The organism is Microbispora sp. CSR-4 (assembly GCF_008033685.1).
Taxonomy (GTDB): domain Bacteria; phylum Actinomycetota; class Actinomycetes; order Streptosporangiales; family Streptosporangiaceae; genus Microbispora.
In genome coordinates this window covers 350,174-364,955 of sequence record NZ_VJVX01000001.1, presented here as the reverse complement: position 1 = coordinate 364,955, position 14,782 = coordinate 350,174, and the positions used below count along the sequence as shown (strand labels likewise).

19 protein-coding genes are annotated in these 14,782 nt (G+C 73.4%); 11 read left to right on the top strand and 8 right to left on the bottom strand.

Going from position 1 to position 14,782, the window contains the following annotated elements; translation table 11 throughout:
* Positions 1 to 10 precede the first annotated feature (10 nt).
* The 3 genes from FLV34_RS01705 to FLV34_RS01695 all read left to right on the top strand — a co-directional run bounded on the left by FLV34_RS01705 (position 11) and on the right by FLV34_RS01695 (position 2,390).
* The gene (locus FLV34_RS01705; RefSeq protein WP_142644986.1) at positions 11 to 1,270 is read left to right on the top strand and encodes a bifunctional 3,4-dihydroxy-2-butanone-4-phosphate synthase/GTP cyclohydrolase II; all 1,260 of its coding nucleotides are present in this window, start codon (positions 11 to 13) and stop codon (positions 1,268 to 1,270) included.
* Entirely contained in the window at positions 1,267 to 1,755 is a 489-nt protein-coding gene (ribH, locus tag FLV34_RS01700) for a 6,7-dimethyl-8-ribityllumazine synthase (RefSeq protein ID WP_142644987.1), read from the top strand. The genes FLV34_RS01705 and ribH overlap by 4 nt, the downstream gene beginning before the upstream one ends.
* Positions 1,756 to 1,940: 185 nt before the next feature.
* On the top strand, positions 1,941 to 2,390 hold the full coding sequence (locus FLV34_RS01695) for a PH domain-containing protein (RefSeq protein WP_147942202.1): 450 nt from the start codon (positions 1,941 to 1,943) through the stop codon (positions 2,388 to 2,390).
* A 142-nt stretch (positions 2,391 to 2,532) separates the two neighbouring features.
* Here FLV34_RS01695 and FLV34_RS01690 read toward each other — a convergent pair whose 3' ends face one another.
* From FLV34_RS01690 to FLV34_RS01670, 5 genes are all read right to left on the bottom strand, one after another.
* On the bottom strand, positions 2,533 to 3,666 hold the full coding sequence (locus tag FLV34_RS01690) for an LLM class flavin-dependent oxidoreductase (protein ID WP_142644989.1): 1,134 nt from the start codon (positions 3,664 to 3,666) through the stop codon (positions 2,533 to 2,535).
* Entirely contained in the window at positions 3,663 to 4,655 is a 993-nt protein-coding gene (locus FLV34_RS01685; RefSeq protein ID WP_142644990.1) for an ABC transporter substrate-binding protein, read from the bottom strand. The genes FLV34_RS01690 and FLV34_RS01685 overlap by 4 nt, the downstream gene beginning before the upstream one ends.
* Positions 4,652 to 5,377, bottom strand: coding sequence for an ABC transporter ATP-binding protein (locus tag FLV34_RS01680; protein WP_142645218.1), 726 nt, complete (start codon positions 5,375 to 5,377; stop codon positions 4,652 to 4,654). The genes FLV34_RS01685 and FLV34_RS01680 overlap by 4 nt, the downstream gene beginning before the upstream one ends.
* 128 nt (positions 5,378 to 5,505) lie before the next feature.
* Positions 5,506 to 6,363 carry an ABC transporter permease gene (locus FLV34_RS01675; protein WP_142644991.1) on the bottom strand — a complete coding sequence of 286 codons (858 nt, stop codon included), beginning with the start codon at positions 6,361 to 6,363 and terminating at the stop codon, positions 5,506 to 5,508.
* A gap of 71 nt (positions 6,364 to 6,434) precedes the next feature.
* Positions 6,435 to 6,647, bottom strand: coding sequence for a WYL domain-containing protein (locus FLV34_RS01670; RefSeq protein WP_147942201.1), 213 nt, complete (start codon positions 6,645 to 6,647; stop codon positions 6,435 to 6,437).
* On the opposite strand from FLV34_RS01670, the gene FLV34_RS01665 reads away from it, so the two are divergent.
* Entirely contained in the window at positions 6,641 to 6,949 is a 309-nt protein-coding gene (locus FLV34_RS01665; RefSeq protein ID WP_222709384.1) for a hypothetical protein, read from the top strand. The two genes, FLV34_RS01670 and FLV34_RS01665, sit on opposite strands and share 7 nt — an antisense overlap.
* Here the strand turns inward: FLV34_RS01665 and FLV34_RS01660 are convergent.
* Positions 6,933 to 7,547, bottom strand: coding sequence for a hypothetical protein (locus FLV34_RS01660; RefSeq protein WP_147942200.1), 615 nt, complete (start codon positions 7,545 to 7,547; stop codon positions 6,933 to 6,935). The two genes, FLV34_RS01665 and FLV34_RS01660, sit on opposite strands and share 17 nt — an antisense overlap.
* 1,075 nt (positions 7,548 to 8,622) lie before the next feature.
* Here FLV34_RS01660 and FLV34_RS01655 point away from each other — a divergent pair.
* Positions 8,623 to 8,889, top strand: a complete 267-nt coding sequence (locus FLV34_RS01655) for a DUF4031 domain-containing protein (RefSeq protein ID WP_147942199.1) — start codon at positions 8,623 to 8,625, stop codon at positions 8,887 to 8,889.
* Positions 8,890 to 8,938: 49 nt separating this feature from the next.
* Here the strand turns inward: FLV34_RS01655 and FLV34_RS01650 are convergent, their stop codons facing one another.
* Together FLV34_RS01650 and FLV34_RS01645 are read right to left on the bottom strand one after the other, a co-directional pair.
* Positions 8,939 to 9,553 carry a metal-dependent phosphohydrolase gene (locus tag FLV34_RS01650; protein ID WP_142644995.1) on the bottom strand — a complete coding sequence of 205 codons (615 nt, stop codon included), beginning with the start codon at positions 9,551 to 9,553 and terminating at the stop codon, positions 8,939 to 8,941.
* 234 nt (positions 9,554 to 9,787) lie between these two features.
* Positions 9,788 to 10,249: a UbiX family flavin prenyltransferase gene (locus FLV34_RS01645; protein WP_142644996.1), complete on the bottom strand. Its 462-nt coding sequence runs from the start codon at positions 10,247 to 10,249 to the stop codon at positions 9,788 to 9,790.
* 20 nt (positions 10,250 to 10,269) lie between these two features.
* Here FLV34_RS01645 and FLV34_RS01640 point away from each other — a divergent pair, with 20 nt between their 5' ends.
* From FLV34_RS01640 to FLV34_RS01615, 6 genes are all read left to right on the top strand, one after another.
* A complete protein-coding gene (locus FLV34_RS01640) occupies positions 10,270 to 10,464 on the top strand; it encodes a hypothetical protein (RefSeq protein WP_147942198.1) in 195 nt (64 codons plus the stop codon).
* A gap of 118 nt (positions 10,465 to 10,582) precedes the next feature.
* Complete coding sequence (locus tag FLV34_RS01635; protein WP_142644998.1) at positions 10,583 to 10,903, top strand: helix-turn-helix transcriptional regulator; 321 nt, start codon at positions 10,583 to 10,585, stop codon at positions 10,901 to 10,903.
* Positions 10,904 to 11,009: 106 nt separating this feature from the next.
* The gene (locus FLV34_RS01630; protein ID WP_147942197.1) at positions 11,010 to 11,912 is read left to right on the top strand and encodes a MoxR family ATPase; all 903 of its coding nucleotides are present in this window, start codon (positions 11,010 to 11,012) and stop codon (positions 11,910 to 11,912) included.
* The gene (locus tag FLV34_RS01625; RefSeq protein WP_261985612.1) at positions 11,905 to 13,104 is read left to right on the top strand and encodes a VWA domain-containing protein; all 1,200 of its coding nucleotides are present in this window, start codon (positions 11,905 to 11,907) and stop codon (positions 13,102 to 13,104) included. The genes FLV34_RS01630 and FLV34_RS01625 overlap by 8 nt, the downstream gene beginning before the upstream one ends.
* On the top strand, positions 13,097 to 14,197 hold the full coding sequence (locus FLV34_RS01620) for an XdhC/CoxI family protein (RefSeq protein WP_147942196.1): 1,101 nt from the start codon (positions 13,097 to 13,099) through the stop codon (positions 14,195 to 14,197). Before FLV34_RS01625 ends, FLV34_RS01620 begins: the two co-directional genes overlap by 8 nt.
* Complete coding sequence (locus tag FLV34_RS01615; protein WP_261985611.1) at positions 14,194 to 14,769, top strand: NTP transferase domain-containing protein; 576 nt, start codon at positions 14,194 to 14,196, stop codon at positions 14,767 to 14,769. The genes FLV34_RS01620 and FLV34_RS01615 overlap by 4 nt, the downstream gene beginning before the upstream one ends.
* Positions 14,770 to 14,782 lie beyond the last annotated feature (13 nt).

Below are 14,782 nucleotides of genomic sequence, written 5' to 3'. Positions count from 1 at the left end.
AAGGCGTCCCATGAGCGGGATCAGGCTGGATCCGATCGAGCGGGCCGTCAACGACATCAGGGACGGCAAGCCCGTCGTGGTGGTGGACAACGAGAACCGTGAGAACGAGGGCGACCTCATCTTCGCGGCGTCGAAGGCCACGCCGGAGCTGGTCGCCTTCATGATCCGCTACACGAGCGGCGTCATCTGCGTCGGCATGGAGGGCGCCACGCTCGACCGGCTCGGCCTGCCGCTGATGGTGCAGGACAACCGCGAACGCCTGCGCACCGCGTACACGATCAGCGTGGACGCCAGGGACGGGGTGACCACGGGCATCTCCGCCGCCGACCGGGCCAAGACGATCAGGACGCTGTGCGACTCGGCCACCGAGCCGTACGAGCTGGTCCGGCCGGGGCACATCTTCCCGCTGCGTTACCGCGAGGGCGGCGTGCTGGCGCGGCCCGGGCACACCGAGGCGTCGGTCGACCTCGCCAGGCTCGCCGGGCTGACCCCGGCCGGCGCGCTCGCCGAGATTGTCAACGACGACGGCACGATGGCCCGCCTGCCCCGCCTGCGCGAGTTCGCCGACGAGCACGACCTCGCGCTCGTGTCGATCGAGCAGCTCATCGAGCACCGCCGCAGGTCCGAGAGCATGGTCACCAGGGTCGCCGAGACGCGCATCCCCAACCGCTACGGCGTCTGGCGGGCGTACGGCTACGCCAGCGCGCTCGACGGCGGCGAGCACGTCGCGCTGGTGTACGGCGACATCGAGGACGGCGAGAACGTGCTCGTCCGGGCGCACTCGGAATGCCTCACCGGCGACGTGCTCGGCTCGCTGCGCTGCGACTGCGGCGTGCAGCTCGACACCGCCATGCGCATGATCGCCGAGAACGGGCGCGGCGTGATCGTCTACCTGCGCGGCCACGAGGGACGCGGCATCGGCCTGCTGGCCAAGCTGCGGGCCTACAGCCTGCAGGACAACGGCAGCGACACCGTCGACGCCAACCTGGAGCTGGGGCTTCCGGTGGACGCCCGGGAGTTCTCCAACGCCGGGCAGATGCTCGCCGACCTCGGCGTGAAGTCGGTGCGGCTGCTGACCAACAACCCGGCCAAGGTGCGGGGCATGGACGGGTACGGCATCAAGGTCCTGGGCCGCGAGCCCATGCCGGTGGCGATGAACCCCTACAACGAGAAGTATCTGACCGCCAAGCGTGACCGGCTCGGTCACGAGATCTCGGGCGACGTGCCCCGCGACATCCACGGCGAACACTTCGGCAAGGAGGCCTCATGAGCGGCGTCGGACGACCGGACGCGGCGGCGGTGGACGCGGGCGGGCTGACCGTCGGCATCGTCGCGGCCCGGTGGCACGAGAAGATCACCGACCAGTTGCTCGCGCGGGCGGAGCAGGCGGCGCGCGACAGCGGCGCGGCCGTCGTCACGGCCCGTGTGGCCGGGTCGCTGGAGATCCCGGTGGTCGCGCAGGCCCTGGCCCGGCGTTGCGACGCCGTCGTCGCGCTCGGCGTGGTGATCCGGGGGGAGACGGCCCACTTCGACTACGTCTGCGACTCGGTGACCGCGGGACTGACCAGGGTCTCGCTCGACGAGTCGACCCCGGTGGGCAACGGGGTGCTCACCTGTGACACCCTTGATCAAGCGGTTGACCGGTCCGGCGTGCCGGGCAGCAAGGAGGACAAGGGGTATGAGGCGACGATCGCCGCCCTGGAGACCGCCCTCCTCCTCCGCGGCCTCGCCGGCCGACCTCGCCCGGTCACCTGAACCGCAGTCCGCGAAGCCGCGGCCTCGAAGCCACAGCCTTGAAGCCACAGCCTCGAAGCCGCGGCCCTCGCATCCGCAGCGCCGAGCCGGGAAGACTTGACTGGTGATCACGCAGTATCCGCCCACGGTCCCGCAGGCCGGGGACGCCGTACGCCGCCTCGCCGTGCCGGCTCGCGGGGGTCGTCATGCCTGAGAGCGCGCCGCCGCTGCCCGTCACGTGGCGTCCCCGCATCACGACGATCATCGCGTACGGCATGGCGGCGGTGATGGTGATCGGCTCGATCCTGCTCGCCGTCGGCCTGCCCGAGCAGTTCGGGCTGCCGGACCGGGTGGGCATGGTGGTGTTCGGCGTGGCGGTGGCGTGCGTGCTCCACCTGCTCGGCCGCCTGCGGGTCACGGCCGACGAGAAGGGGATCACGGTGGTGAACGCCCTGCGGGTCCACCGCTTCGAGTGGGCCGAGGTGCTGGACGTCACCATGGGGGAGGGCGACCCCTGGCCCAAGCTGGACCTCGCGAACGGGGTCAGCCTGGGGGCGATGGGCATCCAGAGCACCGAGCGGAAACGATCGCGGCGGGCGGGGGCCCAGCTCACCGCCCTGATCCGCGAACGCGGCGAGGCCCCCGACCGCCTCTGACGGCGACGGGGGCCGGACCGCCCGTTGGACGGCGGGGCTCCTGACCGCTTGTGACGAGACCTTCCGTTACGGGGCCTCCTGTCACGGGGCCTCCTGTCACGGGCCTCCTGCCACGGCCATGGAGCCCCGGCGGGTGACGCCGTCAGGCGCTGAGCCGTACGGGCTCGCCGGCGCCGAGCACACCGCGGCGGCGCAGCTCGGGCAGCACGCCCTCGCCGAACCAGAAGGCCTCCTCCAGGTGCGGATAGCCCGACAGGACGAACTCCTCCACGCCGAGTGAGGCGTACTCCTCCACGAGATCGGCGACCTCGGCGTGGCTGCCGACGAGCGCGGTGCCCGCGCCGCCGCGCACCAGGCCGACCCCCGCCCACAGCCCGGGGTGGATCTCCAGGTCCCTGGCCCTGCCGCCGCGGAAGCCCTCGTGGAGGGCGAGCATCCGCTGCTGGCCGACCGACTCGCTGCGGGACAGGATCGCCCGCGCCGACGCGATGTCCTCGGGGGAGATCTGGTCGAGCAGCCGCCCGGCCTCCGCCCACGCCTCCTTGGAGGTGTCCCTGGTTATCACGTGCAGCCGGATGCCGAAGCGCAGCGTGCGGCCCTCGGCGGCGGCCAGCTCGCGCATCCAGTCGAGCTTGGCCGCGACCTGGGACGGCGGCTCGCCCCAGGTGAGATAGACGTCCACGTGCCGGGCCGCGACCGGGCCCGCGGCGGCCGAGGAGCCGCCGAAGTACAGCTCGGGCACGGGGTCGGGCCGCTCGGCGACCGTCGCCCCCTCGACCTCGTAATAGTTGCCTCTGAAGTCGAACGGACCGTCCCAGGCGCCGCGCACGATCGACAGGAACTCGGAGGTCCGCGCGTACCGCTCGTCCTTGCCCAGGTGGTCGCCGAACCGCCGCTGCTCGGCCGCCTCACCACCGGTCACCACGTTCAGCAGCAGCCGGCCGCCGGAGATCCGCTGGTAGGTGGCGGCCATCTGCGCCGCGAGCGTCGGGGACAGCGCCCCCGGCCGGAACGCGACCAGGAACTTCAGCCGGGTCGTCACCTGGGTGAGCGCGGCGGTGACCAGCCAGGCGTCCTCGCAGTAGGTGCCCGTGGGGGTGAGCACCGCCTCGAACCCGGCCTGTTCGGCCGCGCGGGCCACCTGTGCCAGGTAGTCGACCGTCGGCGGCCGGGACACGGCGGCCCTCGCCTGGCCGTGCCGGCGCGCCAGGCCGTGGCCGCCGCCGGTGATGGAGCGGCCGTCGCCCGAGGTGGGCAGGAACCAGTGGAATCTCATTGCTGCGCCTTCCTGACGACGTCGTTGAAGCGGTCGTCGACGAACTGGGAGAAGGTGATGGCGCCCGGCACGAGGCCCTCGGCGGTGAACGCGTCGGCGATCTCCTGTTCCGAGGCGACGACCGCGTCGTCGATCACGATCGGGGTGGCCACGGCGTTGGCGACGGCGGCGTTCGCCACCTCGACCGGCAGGCCCGTCTCCTGCGCCCACACCTTCGCCCACTCGTCCAGATGGCCGGCGGCCCAGTTCCGCGCCTTGGCGAGACGGGTGAGGAAGTCGTCGATCGCGGCCCGCCTGCCCGGGTCGTCGAGCGCGGCGGGAGCGGCCACCTGGAAGTTCAGCCCGTTGACGATGCCCGCGCCGTCGACCAGCAGCCGCGCCTTGTGCTGGATCTCGGCCTGCGAGGTGAAGGGGTCCCAGATGGCCCAGGCGTCGACGGTGCCGGACGAGAACGCCGCCAGGGCGTCGGCGGGCTGGAGATACTGCGGCTGGATGTCCTTGAACGACAGGCCCTCCTTCTTCAGGACGGCCAGCAGGTGGTAGTGGGCGGAGCTGCCCTTGGCCACCGCGACCTTCTTGCCCTTGAGCTGGGCCGGAGAGGTGATCGCGGACCCGCTGGGGACGAGGATCGCCGACCCCTTGGCGCTCTGCCGGTACGCGGCGACGATCTTGATCTTCGAGCCCGCGGCGGCGGCGAAGACGGGCGGGGTGTTGCCGACGCCGCCGATGTCGACCGCCCCGGCGTTGACCGCCTCCAGCAGCGGCGGCCCCGAGGTGAACTGCGAGAACGTGATCGCGTAGGAGGTGCCGTCGAGCAGCCCCGCGGCCTTGAGCAGGGCCTCCGAGCCGGCCTTCTGGTCGCCGACCCGGAGGGTGACGCGGCCCGTGGCCTGCCCGTCGTTCCCTCCTGACGTGCTTTGTCCCGTCGAGGAGCAGGCCGTGACGGCCGCCAGGACGATCAGCAGCGCGGCGAGCGGTCTCCTGGTCATGCGGGTCCCTCCGGGGTGACGCCCAGCGCGGACAGCAGGGCCGCGCGCAGGGTGAGCAGGTCGGGGTGGTCGCGGTGCCGGGGCCGCGGCGCGGTGACGGCCCACTCGTGGGCGAGGCGTCCGCCGTCGAGCACCAGGATCCGGTCGGCCAGCAGCAGCGCCTCGTCCACGTCGTGGGTCACCAGCAGCACGGCCGGGCCGTGCGCCGCCCACAGGTCGAGCACCAGGCGGTGCACGGTGATCCGGGTCAGCGCGTCGAGCGCGCTGAACGGCTCGTCGAGCAGCAGCAGCCTCGGCTCGCGGACGAGCGCGCGGGCCAGGCTCGCCCGCTGCGCCTCGCCGCCGGACAAGGTCAGCGGCCAGGCTCGCGCGCGGTCGGTCAGGCCCACCTCGGCCAGTGCCGCCTCCGCCCGGGCGGCCGGGTCGGGCGCGTCGAGGCCCAGCGTGAGGTTGTCGCGCACCCGCTTCCACGGCACCAGCCGGGGCTCCTGGAAGGCCACGGCCACCGAGCCGTCCACCTCCAGGCGGCCCTCGACCTCCTCGTCCAGGCCGGCGAGCGCGCGCAGCAGCGTGGATTTGCCCGAGCCGCTGCGGCCGAGGAGCGCGACGAACTCGCCGCGTCCGATCGTGAGGTCGAGGGCGTCGAGCACGGTGCGGTCGCCGAAACGCCGGGTGAGCCCGCGTACGGTGGCCACCGCCGTGCCACTCACCGAAGCGTTCACCGGGGCGTCCGCAGCGCCGGTCACCGAAGCGTTCACCGGGGCGTCCGCAGCGCCGGTCACCGTGCCGTTCACGGGGGTGTCCGCCGCGCCGGTCACCGCGCTGTTCACGGTGCTGTTCACCGGGCCGCTCACCGGGACAGGAACTCGCGCCGCCATACCAGCGCCCTCCTTTCCAGGAGCCGGACCAGGGCGTCGGTGAGCAGGCCGAGCGCGCTGTAGACGAGAAGGCCGACCACGATCACGTCGGTACGCAGGAACTCCCGCGCGTCGTTGATCATGTAGCCGAGGCCGGCGTCGGCGTTGACCTGCTCGGCCACGATCAGCGCCAGCCAGGCCACTCCGAGGCTCTGCCGCAGCCCGACGAGCGTCTGGGGGAGCGCGCCGGGCAGCACGATGTGCCGTACGAGCGCGGCCCGGCCGAGCCGCAGCGTACGGGCGACCTCGGCGAGCTTGCCGTCCACGCCCCGGATGCCCGAGAACGTGTTGAGGTAGAGCGGGAAGGAGACGGCGAGCGCCACCAGCAGCACCTTGGGCGTCTCCCCGATCCCGAACCAGAGGATGAACAGCGGGATCAGGCCGAAGAACGGCAGGGCCCGGAGCATCTGCATGAGCGGGTCGACGGCGTTTTCACCCGCCCGGCTCAGCCCGGCGACCAGCGCGAGGCCGACGCCCGCGACCGCGCCGGCGGCGAAGCCGAGGAGCACCCGTTCGAGGGACACCGCGATCGCCGTGGGCAGCGTCCCCGAGCCCACCAGGTCGAGCGCGGTCACGGCGATCTGCGACGGGGCGGCGAGCAACCGGGCGGGCAGCAGCCCGAGCGTGCTGGCGAGCTGCCACAGCAGCACGACGACGAGGGGACTGATCCACCTGTGCCACCCCCTCCGCGGGCCGCGGGCCGTGGCGGAGCGGGGACGCGGCCGGGGATCCGCCCGGACCGCGCCTCCTAACTCGCCTCCTAACTCGCCCTGGAGTTCGACGACGGACATGGACACACCTCGCTGTTGACGACGAAGGGTTCGCCACCAGCGTTGCCCACATTTCCTACCAAGTCAATGGGTTAATCGCCGGGTGTCGCGGCGCGAGCGGCACGGGCGCTCAGCTCGCGCAGATACGCCCGCAGTTCCGGCGGCTCGTGCACCTCGAACGCGCAGCCGAGCATGAGCAGACGCGACGCGAGCCACTCCAGGGTGTCGGCCCACCCGCGCAGGCGGCAGCTGTGGTCGTCGATCGGCTCGACGCTCCCCGCGGCGGCGCCGAGCCGGCGTGCCACCTGAGCGCTACGGCACGCAGGGCCGGGACTTCGGGGCCTATGTCGCCCCGGAGCTGGCCAAGGCGGCGCCGGACAACGTCGTCGGCGTCTACATCATCAGCGGTCTCGGCTTCCCCGCCGAGAAGGACCTGCCGGAGATGACCGAGGACGAGCGGGCGGCCTATGCCCGGCTGATGGAACAGGACTGGATGAACGGCGTCGACCACCACGGTCTGCTGCGCGCGGCACCGCAGACGTTCACGTACGGGCTGACCGGCGCGCGCCGGCGGCATCGTCATCCGCGGCTCACCCGGGGATGGTGACGTTCTGCTCCTTGAACTTGTAGCCGGTCCGCAACGCGTCGCGCTGCAGGCCGTCGATCGAGCTCTTGCCTGCGGCGATGTCGGCCGGCGTGGCGGTGCCGTCGTGCAGTTTGCCTGCCAGCGTCTTGAAACGGGAGCTGACGCCCTCGACGGCCCTGCACAGGGTCGGATTGGCCCTGGCGAAGCGCTTGGCGACCTTCAGCTGGTGCAGGGCGAAGACGCCGGCGATCGCGGCCTTGGCGATCGTGCGCTTGCGCTTGTCGGCCCCGGCCTTGAAGCCGCCGCTGCGTAGCGGTTTGTAGATGTAGCGGTGGAAGGCGCCGAGTGCGAGACCCGCGTGCAGTGCGAACCGCGTTTTGGCGAACTTCTTGACGTTGCCGCCGGTCGGGCATGGCGAGTCGTCCTCGGTCTCGGCGGCGGTCGGCGTGGCGACCGCCGCCGGGCCGGCCACGGCGGCACCCCCGGCCACCGGGCTGGCCGCGCCGCCGGACACCGGGACGACGGTGGTCGTGCCGCCGCCGCAGCCGGCGAGCAGCGCCGCCGTCAGCACGGCCGCCGCCGCGAGCGCGGTAACGGACCGGACAGTTCGTGCAGCCATCGTCTTCCCCCGTGACCCCTGCCTCCTGTGACCCTGGCTCCCGACGGTTGCCGCCCAGACGGCGACTATGCGGGTCTTTGCCGGGTCGGGGCGCTTTCCATGCCGTGGCCGGACGGACATTTTGCGGCCGCCGCACGGTCGGCATGGCGAAAGCGCGGGACGTGCGGGCGAAGCCGCCGGGGAGTCGGGCCCGGCCCGGTGAGGTCCATCGTGCAGACGTAGATCCCACGTCGGTGGAAACCGGGGGCCATGCCGGAGCCGAACCGGCCCCTCATTCGTCGATCCCTGCCAATCGCCGCATCCGGATTCGCATCGGATTTTCCCTGGATCATGCGCGATGGCGGGCGACGGGCTGGACGCCTCTCGTAGCAAATTTGGACAATGAGGGAGAAATAGCCCAAACCGCCGCGTCGCGGCTTGATGGAGAGGGGAAAGGTCATGCGAGATGGGCGATTGAGCATCATCGTCGGCTCGGCGCTGCTCGGCACGATCGCGCTCTGGCCGGCCACGGCGTCTCCCGCATCGGCGGGCGTGGGTGACGCGACCGTCACGCGGGCGGCTCCCGGCGATGCCTACACGAACCCGAAGCCGCCCAGGTGCACTTATCGATGCACAAACCACCGCAAGTTCAAATGCTGTCCCAAATGTAAGCGCGTTGCGGGGAAGTGCTAGGAGGCGATCCCCGCTGGGGCGGTCCACGGGGGTTGCCGGCGCGTTATCCGGCGATCTGTCATCCCGCCTGGAATCCGCCCTTGAGCCGCGCTGAATTCGCCCGGAATCCGCGCTGGGCCCGCATCGGGTCCGCGCTGATTCCGGTCCGAATTCGAGCCGGGTCCGGCCGGACGCGCTCCGAATTCCGCGCCGATTCCCCTGCGAATTCGCTCTGATTCCGGATCCGATCGGGGTTCCTCGGTCGCGGCGTCGGCTGCCGTATCCCAGGGGGCGGGCGGCGGGGTGCTGGCCGGGGCCGCGCACTATGCTCACCCGGGACGACACGGGGGACGACCCCCGGACCCGCAGCGCGGTCGGGTGCTCCGCCGCCGCGGGTCGTGCGACGGGCCCGGGGGAGGGGCGCATGGCGGTGCTGATCGACCGGCCGAACTGGCCGGGACCCCGGGGCCTGCTGTGGTCCCATCTGGTCAGCGACTCCTCGCTGGAGGAGCTGCACGACTTCGCCCGCCTGCTCGGCGTGCCAGAGCGCGCCTTCGACCGGGACCACTACGACGTGCCGGAGACGGTCTACGACCGGGCCGTGTTCCTCGGTGCCGAGCCCGTCGGCAGCCAGGAGCTGGTGCGCCGCCTGCGCGCGTCCGGCCTGCGCCGCCCGAAGACCCGCGCCTGATCTACATCGTAAAGGCGTCGGCCGGCGAGCCGCCGTGTGCGTGCGCTGGTCAGAGCGCGGCCAGCTCGGCGGCGACGTTCTCGCGGGCCCGCGCCTCCCACAGGTCCCTGCCCACCGGAGTGCCGAACAGGCGGGGCTTGCCGAGCAACTCCCGCAGCACCCCGGCACGTCCGATCCGGAACGCCTCGTCCGGCACGTGCCGATACTCCTCGCGTACGGCTCTCGCGTACGCCTCGTAGGCGCCGGGCGGCGCCGCGAGGATCGCCAGATCGGCGTCGCACAGGACGGCCGCGTTCACGTCGCCGGGCTCGTAGGCGTGCCCCGCCGTGAGCCGTACGAGCCGGGCCACCTCGCGCACCCGCTCCGCGGGCAGGCCGCAGGCGGGCAGCCGGGCCTGGGCGAGCTGGGCGCTGCGCTCCTCGTCCCACCCGGGCCGCCCCTCGTAGACGGCGTCGTGGAACCACGCGGCCAGCCGTACGGCGTCGGCGTCCCGGGCCTGGGCGGCGAGCGGCTCGATCGCGGCCAGGACCGCCCGCAGGTGGGCCGTTGTGTGATAGCGCCGGTGCGGTTCGGCCCAGCGGGCCTCCAGCTCGGCGGCCAGCGCCCGCCCGGCGGGCGAGCCGCTGAGGCAGCCGGGCCGGGGCAGGCTCCGATCATCGGTCATGCGCCGAACCTAACCGGTGCCTGACCTGAACGGTGCCTGACCTGAACGGTGCCGCGGACCTAAGCGCTGCCGGACCTGAACGGTGCCGCGGACCTAAGCGCTGCCGGACCTGAACGGTGCCGCGGACCTAAGCGCTGCCGGACCTGAACGGTGCCTGATCTGAACGGTGCCGGGCCTGAGCGCTGCGGGACCACCCGCTCGTCCGGGCCTCTGCCGAACCAATGGGCGGGCGGCCTACCAGGCGGGACGTCCCAGCACGGTCGCCGGGTCCGCGTCGCCGGGCCGCTCCTGATCGCCGGTACGCGTCGCCGAGGCGGGGGTGCCCTGCCACGGTGGCGCGGCGGGCACGTGCACGCCGATCAGCGACAGCGCCCGGGCCACGATGTGGTCCACCACGTCGTCCAGCGACTCCGGATTGGAGTAGAAGGCAGGCATCGGGGGTGCGATGATCGCGCCGATCTCGGTCGCGGTGACCATCGCCCACAGGTGTCCCAGGTGCAGCGGCGTCTCGCGCACGCACAGCACGAGCCGCCGGCGTTCCTTGAGGGTCACGTCGGCGGCCCGCACCAGCAGGTTCTCCGACACGCCCGAGGCGATTGCGCCGAGCGTCTTGACGCTGCACGGGATCACGATCATCCCGTCCACCGGGTAGCCGGACGCGATGGAGGCGCCGATGTCGCGGAAGTTGTGCACCACCTCGGCGTCGAACGTGGCCCGTGACGGCGCAGGTCGTGCTGGCCAACCGGAGCATGCCGCCGGACGTGATCATCCGCGAGGTGTGGCAGGGGACCGGCGACCGGCCGTTCGAGTCCATCGACGACGTGATCAAGGTGGAGGAGCCGGCCGCGATCTCCCAGCGATACCAGGAGATCGCGGGCTACTCCGCCGAAGCCCTGCGCGGCGAGCGCTGAGCCGGCTCGGGCCGTACGCTCCCGGGCGGCCATGAGGAGGACGAGGCCGGGGTGGCGGTGCGTTCCGGGTCGTCACGCCGTACGGCGCGGCGCGCGATAGTTCAACTATTATCGAACTATGCCTGGAACCCGGGACCTGCCCCACCCCGACGCCGCGAGCCTGGTGCTGACCGACGTGCTGTTCGCGCTCAGCGACCCTTCGCGGCTGGCGCTCGTACGGCGGCTCGCGCAGGGGCCGCTGGAGGTGGCCGCGTGCCAGCCCACGGGAGGAGAGGTGCCGAAGTCGACGCTGTCGCACCACCTGAAGACCCTCCGTGAGGCCGGTGTCGTCCGCAACGTGCCCGAGGGCAGGCAGCGATACGTGAGCCTGCGCAGGGAGGACCTCGACGACCGCTTCCCCGGCCTGCTGGACGCCGTGCTCGGCACTGATCCGGAGTAGGACCGGACGGGTCTGTGCGATCGTGGTGACGCGACCCCACCCGGCCCGTCCGGCTTTGGTGGAATCGGCCAGAGCCTCGCGGAACGCCGCCACGTAGCCTGGCCGTGTGCTGCGGCGGACGACCACGATCTCGGACCTCGACGCGCCGGCGACGCTGGCGGAGTTGCTCGACCACCATGACTACCTGGCCGACGAGGGCGTGACGACCGCGGCCTACCTCGCCCTGAAGATGGGCAGACCGCTGTTCCTGGAAGGCGAGGCGGGCGTCGGCAAGACCGAGCTGGCCAAGACGCTGGCGGCGATCCTCGGCGCGCCGCTGATCAGGTTGCAGTGCCACGAGGGGCTCGACGCGGCGCAGGCGTTGTACGACTGGGACTTCCCCCGGCAGCTTCTGCATCTCAAGGCGGCCGAGGCGGCGGGCGCGGCCGACGTCGCCGCGCTGGAGGGCGAGATCTACGGCCGGCGGTTCCTCATCGCGAGGCCGCTGCTGCGGGCACTGGAGACCCAGCCCAGCGTGCTGCTGGTGGACGAGATCGACCGGGCCGACGACGAGTTCGAGGCGTTCCTGCTGGAGGTGCTGTCCGACTTCACGATCTCGGTGCCGGAGATCGGGACGATCCGCGCGGCGACCCCGCCGGTCGTCGTCCTGACCTCCAACCGCACCCGCGAGGTGCACGACGCCCTCAAACGGCGCTGTCTGTATCACTGGCTGGAGCACCCCGGGTTCGACCGGGAGGTGGCGATCCTGCGGCGGCGCCTGCCCGGATGCGCGGAGCGGCTCGCGGCCGACGTGGCGCGGACGGCGGGCCGGATGCGCGAGGCGGGCCTGGTCAAGCCGCCGGGCATCGCCGAGACCCTCGACTGGGCCGAGGCGCTGCTCACGCTCGGCGCGGTCGAGCTCGATCCGGCCCTGGCCGCCGCGACGCTGGGCGCGGTGCTCAAGCACCGGGAGGACCAGGAGACCGTCCGCGCCCGGGGGCTGCTCACGCCGGACGGCGGCCGTGGCTGACGACGCCCCCGTGACCGGCCGCCGCACGGGCCCGCTCGCGCCGCCCGGCGGCCCCGAACCGGTCGCGGTGCTGACCGGGTTCGTCCGCACGCTGCGGGCCGCGGGGGTCGCGGCCGACCACCATCGCACGCGGACCTTCCTGGCCGCGCTCGGCCACCTCGACGCCGCCGACGGGCGGGACGTCTACTGGGCCGGCCGTCTCACCCTGTGCGCCGGGCCCGACGACCTGGCGCGCTACGACCACTGCTTCGCGGCCTACTTCTCCGCCGCCTCCGCCCCGCCGCACCGCGTACGCGCGATGACCGTGTCCGTGACCCGCCCGGTGGCGTCGCCGTACGGCGGAAGGGAGCGGGAAACGACGGGCGAGCAGGGTGACGAGCAGGGCGCGCCCCCGGCCACGGCGAGCGAGATCGAGGTGCTGCGGCACCGGGACGTGGCGCGGATGAGCGAGGCCGAGCGGCGGCAGGTGCACCGCCTGCTCGCGCTGCTGCGCGGTGCGCGGCAGCCGCGCAGGACGCGCCGCCACCGCCCGTCGCCCCACGGCGGCGCGATCGACGCGCGGCGCACGGTCAGGGAGATCCTTCGGCACGGCGGGGAACCGGCGCGGCTGCGCCGCCGCGTGCGCCGGGAACGGCCGCGGCGGGTCGTCATGCTCGTGGACGTCAGCGGCTCGATGGCCGCCTACGCCGACACGCTGCTGCGCTTCGCCCACGCGCTGGTGCGCGCGGAGCCGCGGGCGACCGAGGTGTTCAGCATCGGCACCCGGCTCACCAGGATCACCGCCGCGCTGCGCCATCGCGACCCCGGCCACGCCATGGACGAGTGCTCGGCGGCCATCCCGGACTGGAGCGGCGGCACCCGGCTGGGGGAGGAGGTGCGGGCGCTGCTGCGCCTGCCCGATCCCCGGGGCGCGATCGTCGTGATCGCCTCCGACGGCTGGGAGCGGGGCGAGGCGGGCCTGCTGGGCGTGCAGATGGCCCGGCTGTCCCGGCTGGCCCGCCGCGTCGTGTGGGTCAACCCGCACAAGGGCGACCCGGCGTACCGGCCGCTCACCGCGGGCATCCGCGCGGCGCTGCCCTATGTGACGGACTTCGTCGCGGGGCACAGCCTGGCCGCGTACGAGGAGCTGGCCGCGCTGCTGGCCGGCGACCGGCCCGTGCGGGCCGGGGGGAGGGGAGGGGCCGATGCGTGACGTGCTCGACCAGGTGCTGCGCTGGTGGGAGCAGGGGCGGCGGTTCGGCCTCGCCACCGTCGTCGAGACCTTCCGCAGCGCGCCGCGCCCGCCCGGCGCGGCCATGGCCGTCCTCGACGGCGAAGCGGCCGGCAGCGTGTCGGGCGGCTGCGTCGAGGGAGCGGTCTACGAGCTCGCCGCGCAGGTCGTCGCGACCGGGACGCCGGTGCTGGAGCGGTACGGCGTGAGCGACGACGACGCCTTCGCGGTCGGCCTCACCTGCGGCGGGATCATCGACGTGTTCGTGGAGCCGGTCTCCAGACAGGACTATCCGCAGCTCGGAGAGGTCGCCGCGGACGTCGCCGCGCGGCGTCCGGTCGCCGTGGCCACGATCGTCGCGGGCCCCGGACGCGTGGGGGCGCGGCGCGTGGTCTGGCCGGACCGGGCGGCGGGCTCGCTCGGCTCGGCCCGGCTCGACGACGCGGTGGACGACGACGTGCGCGGCATGCTCGCGCAGGGCCTGACCGGCGTGCGGCGCTACGGCCCCGAGGGCGAGCGGCGGCTGGACGACCTGCGGGTGTTCGTGCAGTCGTTCGCGCCGCCGCCGCGCATGCTGGTCTTCGGCGCGATCGACTTCGCCGCTGCCGTGGCGCGGATCGGGCGCTTCCTCGGCTACCACGTGGTCGTGTGCGACGCGCGGCCGGTCTTCGCCACGGCCAAGCGGTTCCCCGAGGCCGACGAGGTCGTGGTGGCCTGGCCGCACGACTATCTGTCCGGCGTCGAGGTCGACGAGCGCACCGTGATCTGCGTGCTCACCCACGACCCGAAGTTCGACGTGCCGCTGCTGGAGGTGGCGCTGCGCACCCCCGCGGCGTACGTCGGGGCGATGGGGTCGCGGCGCACGCACGAGGACCGGCTGGCGCGGCTGCGCGAGGCGGGCCTGACCGAGGACGAGCTGGCCCGGCTGAGGTCGCCGATCGGGCTCGACCTCGGGGCGCGTACGCCGGAGGAGACGGCCGTGTCGATCGCGGCCGAGCTGATCCGGCTTCGCTGGGGCGGCACCGGCAGGCCGCTCAGCGAGACGTCGGGGCGCATCCACGGCGAGCCGCGGTGAGCGGCGCGGCGGTCGCGGGGCTGCTGCTGGCCGCCGGGGGCGGCAGCCGGCTCGGCATGCCGAAGGCGCTGGTGGAGTTCGAGGGGGAGCGGCTGGCCGACCGCGGGGTGCGGCTGCTGGCCGAGGGCGGGTGCCGCCCGGTGCTGATCGTGCTCGGGGCCGCCGACGTGCCGGTCGCGGGCGCGGTCGTCGTGCGCAATCCCGGGTGGGCGTCCGGCATGGGGTCGTCGCTGCGGGCCGGGCTGCGCGCGCTGCCGCCGTCCGCCCCCGCCGTGGTGATCGCGCTGGCCGACCAGCCGCTGGTGCGGCCCGAGGCGGGGCGCCGGCTGATCGCCGCGTTCGAGGCGGGCGCCCGTGTCGCCGTCGCGGCGTACGGCGGAGCGCCGCGCAACCCGGTGCTCGTCGCGCGCGAGCACCTGGCGGAGGTGGCCGCGCTCGCCGAGGGCGACGTGGGCGCGCGGCCCTTCCTGCGCGCGCACCCGGAGCTGGTGACGGCCGTGCCCTGCGACGACGTGGGCGCTCCTGCGGATATCGACACCCCGGATGACCTGCGGCGACTCAGCAAGGAGTGATTTGCCCGATTCG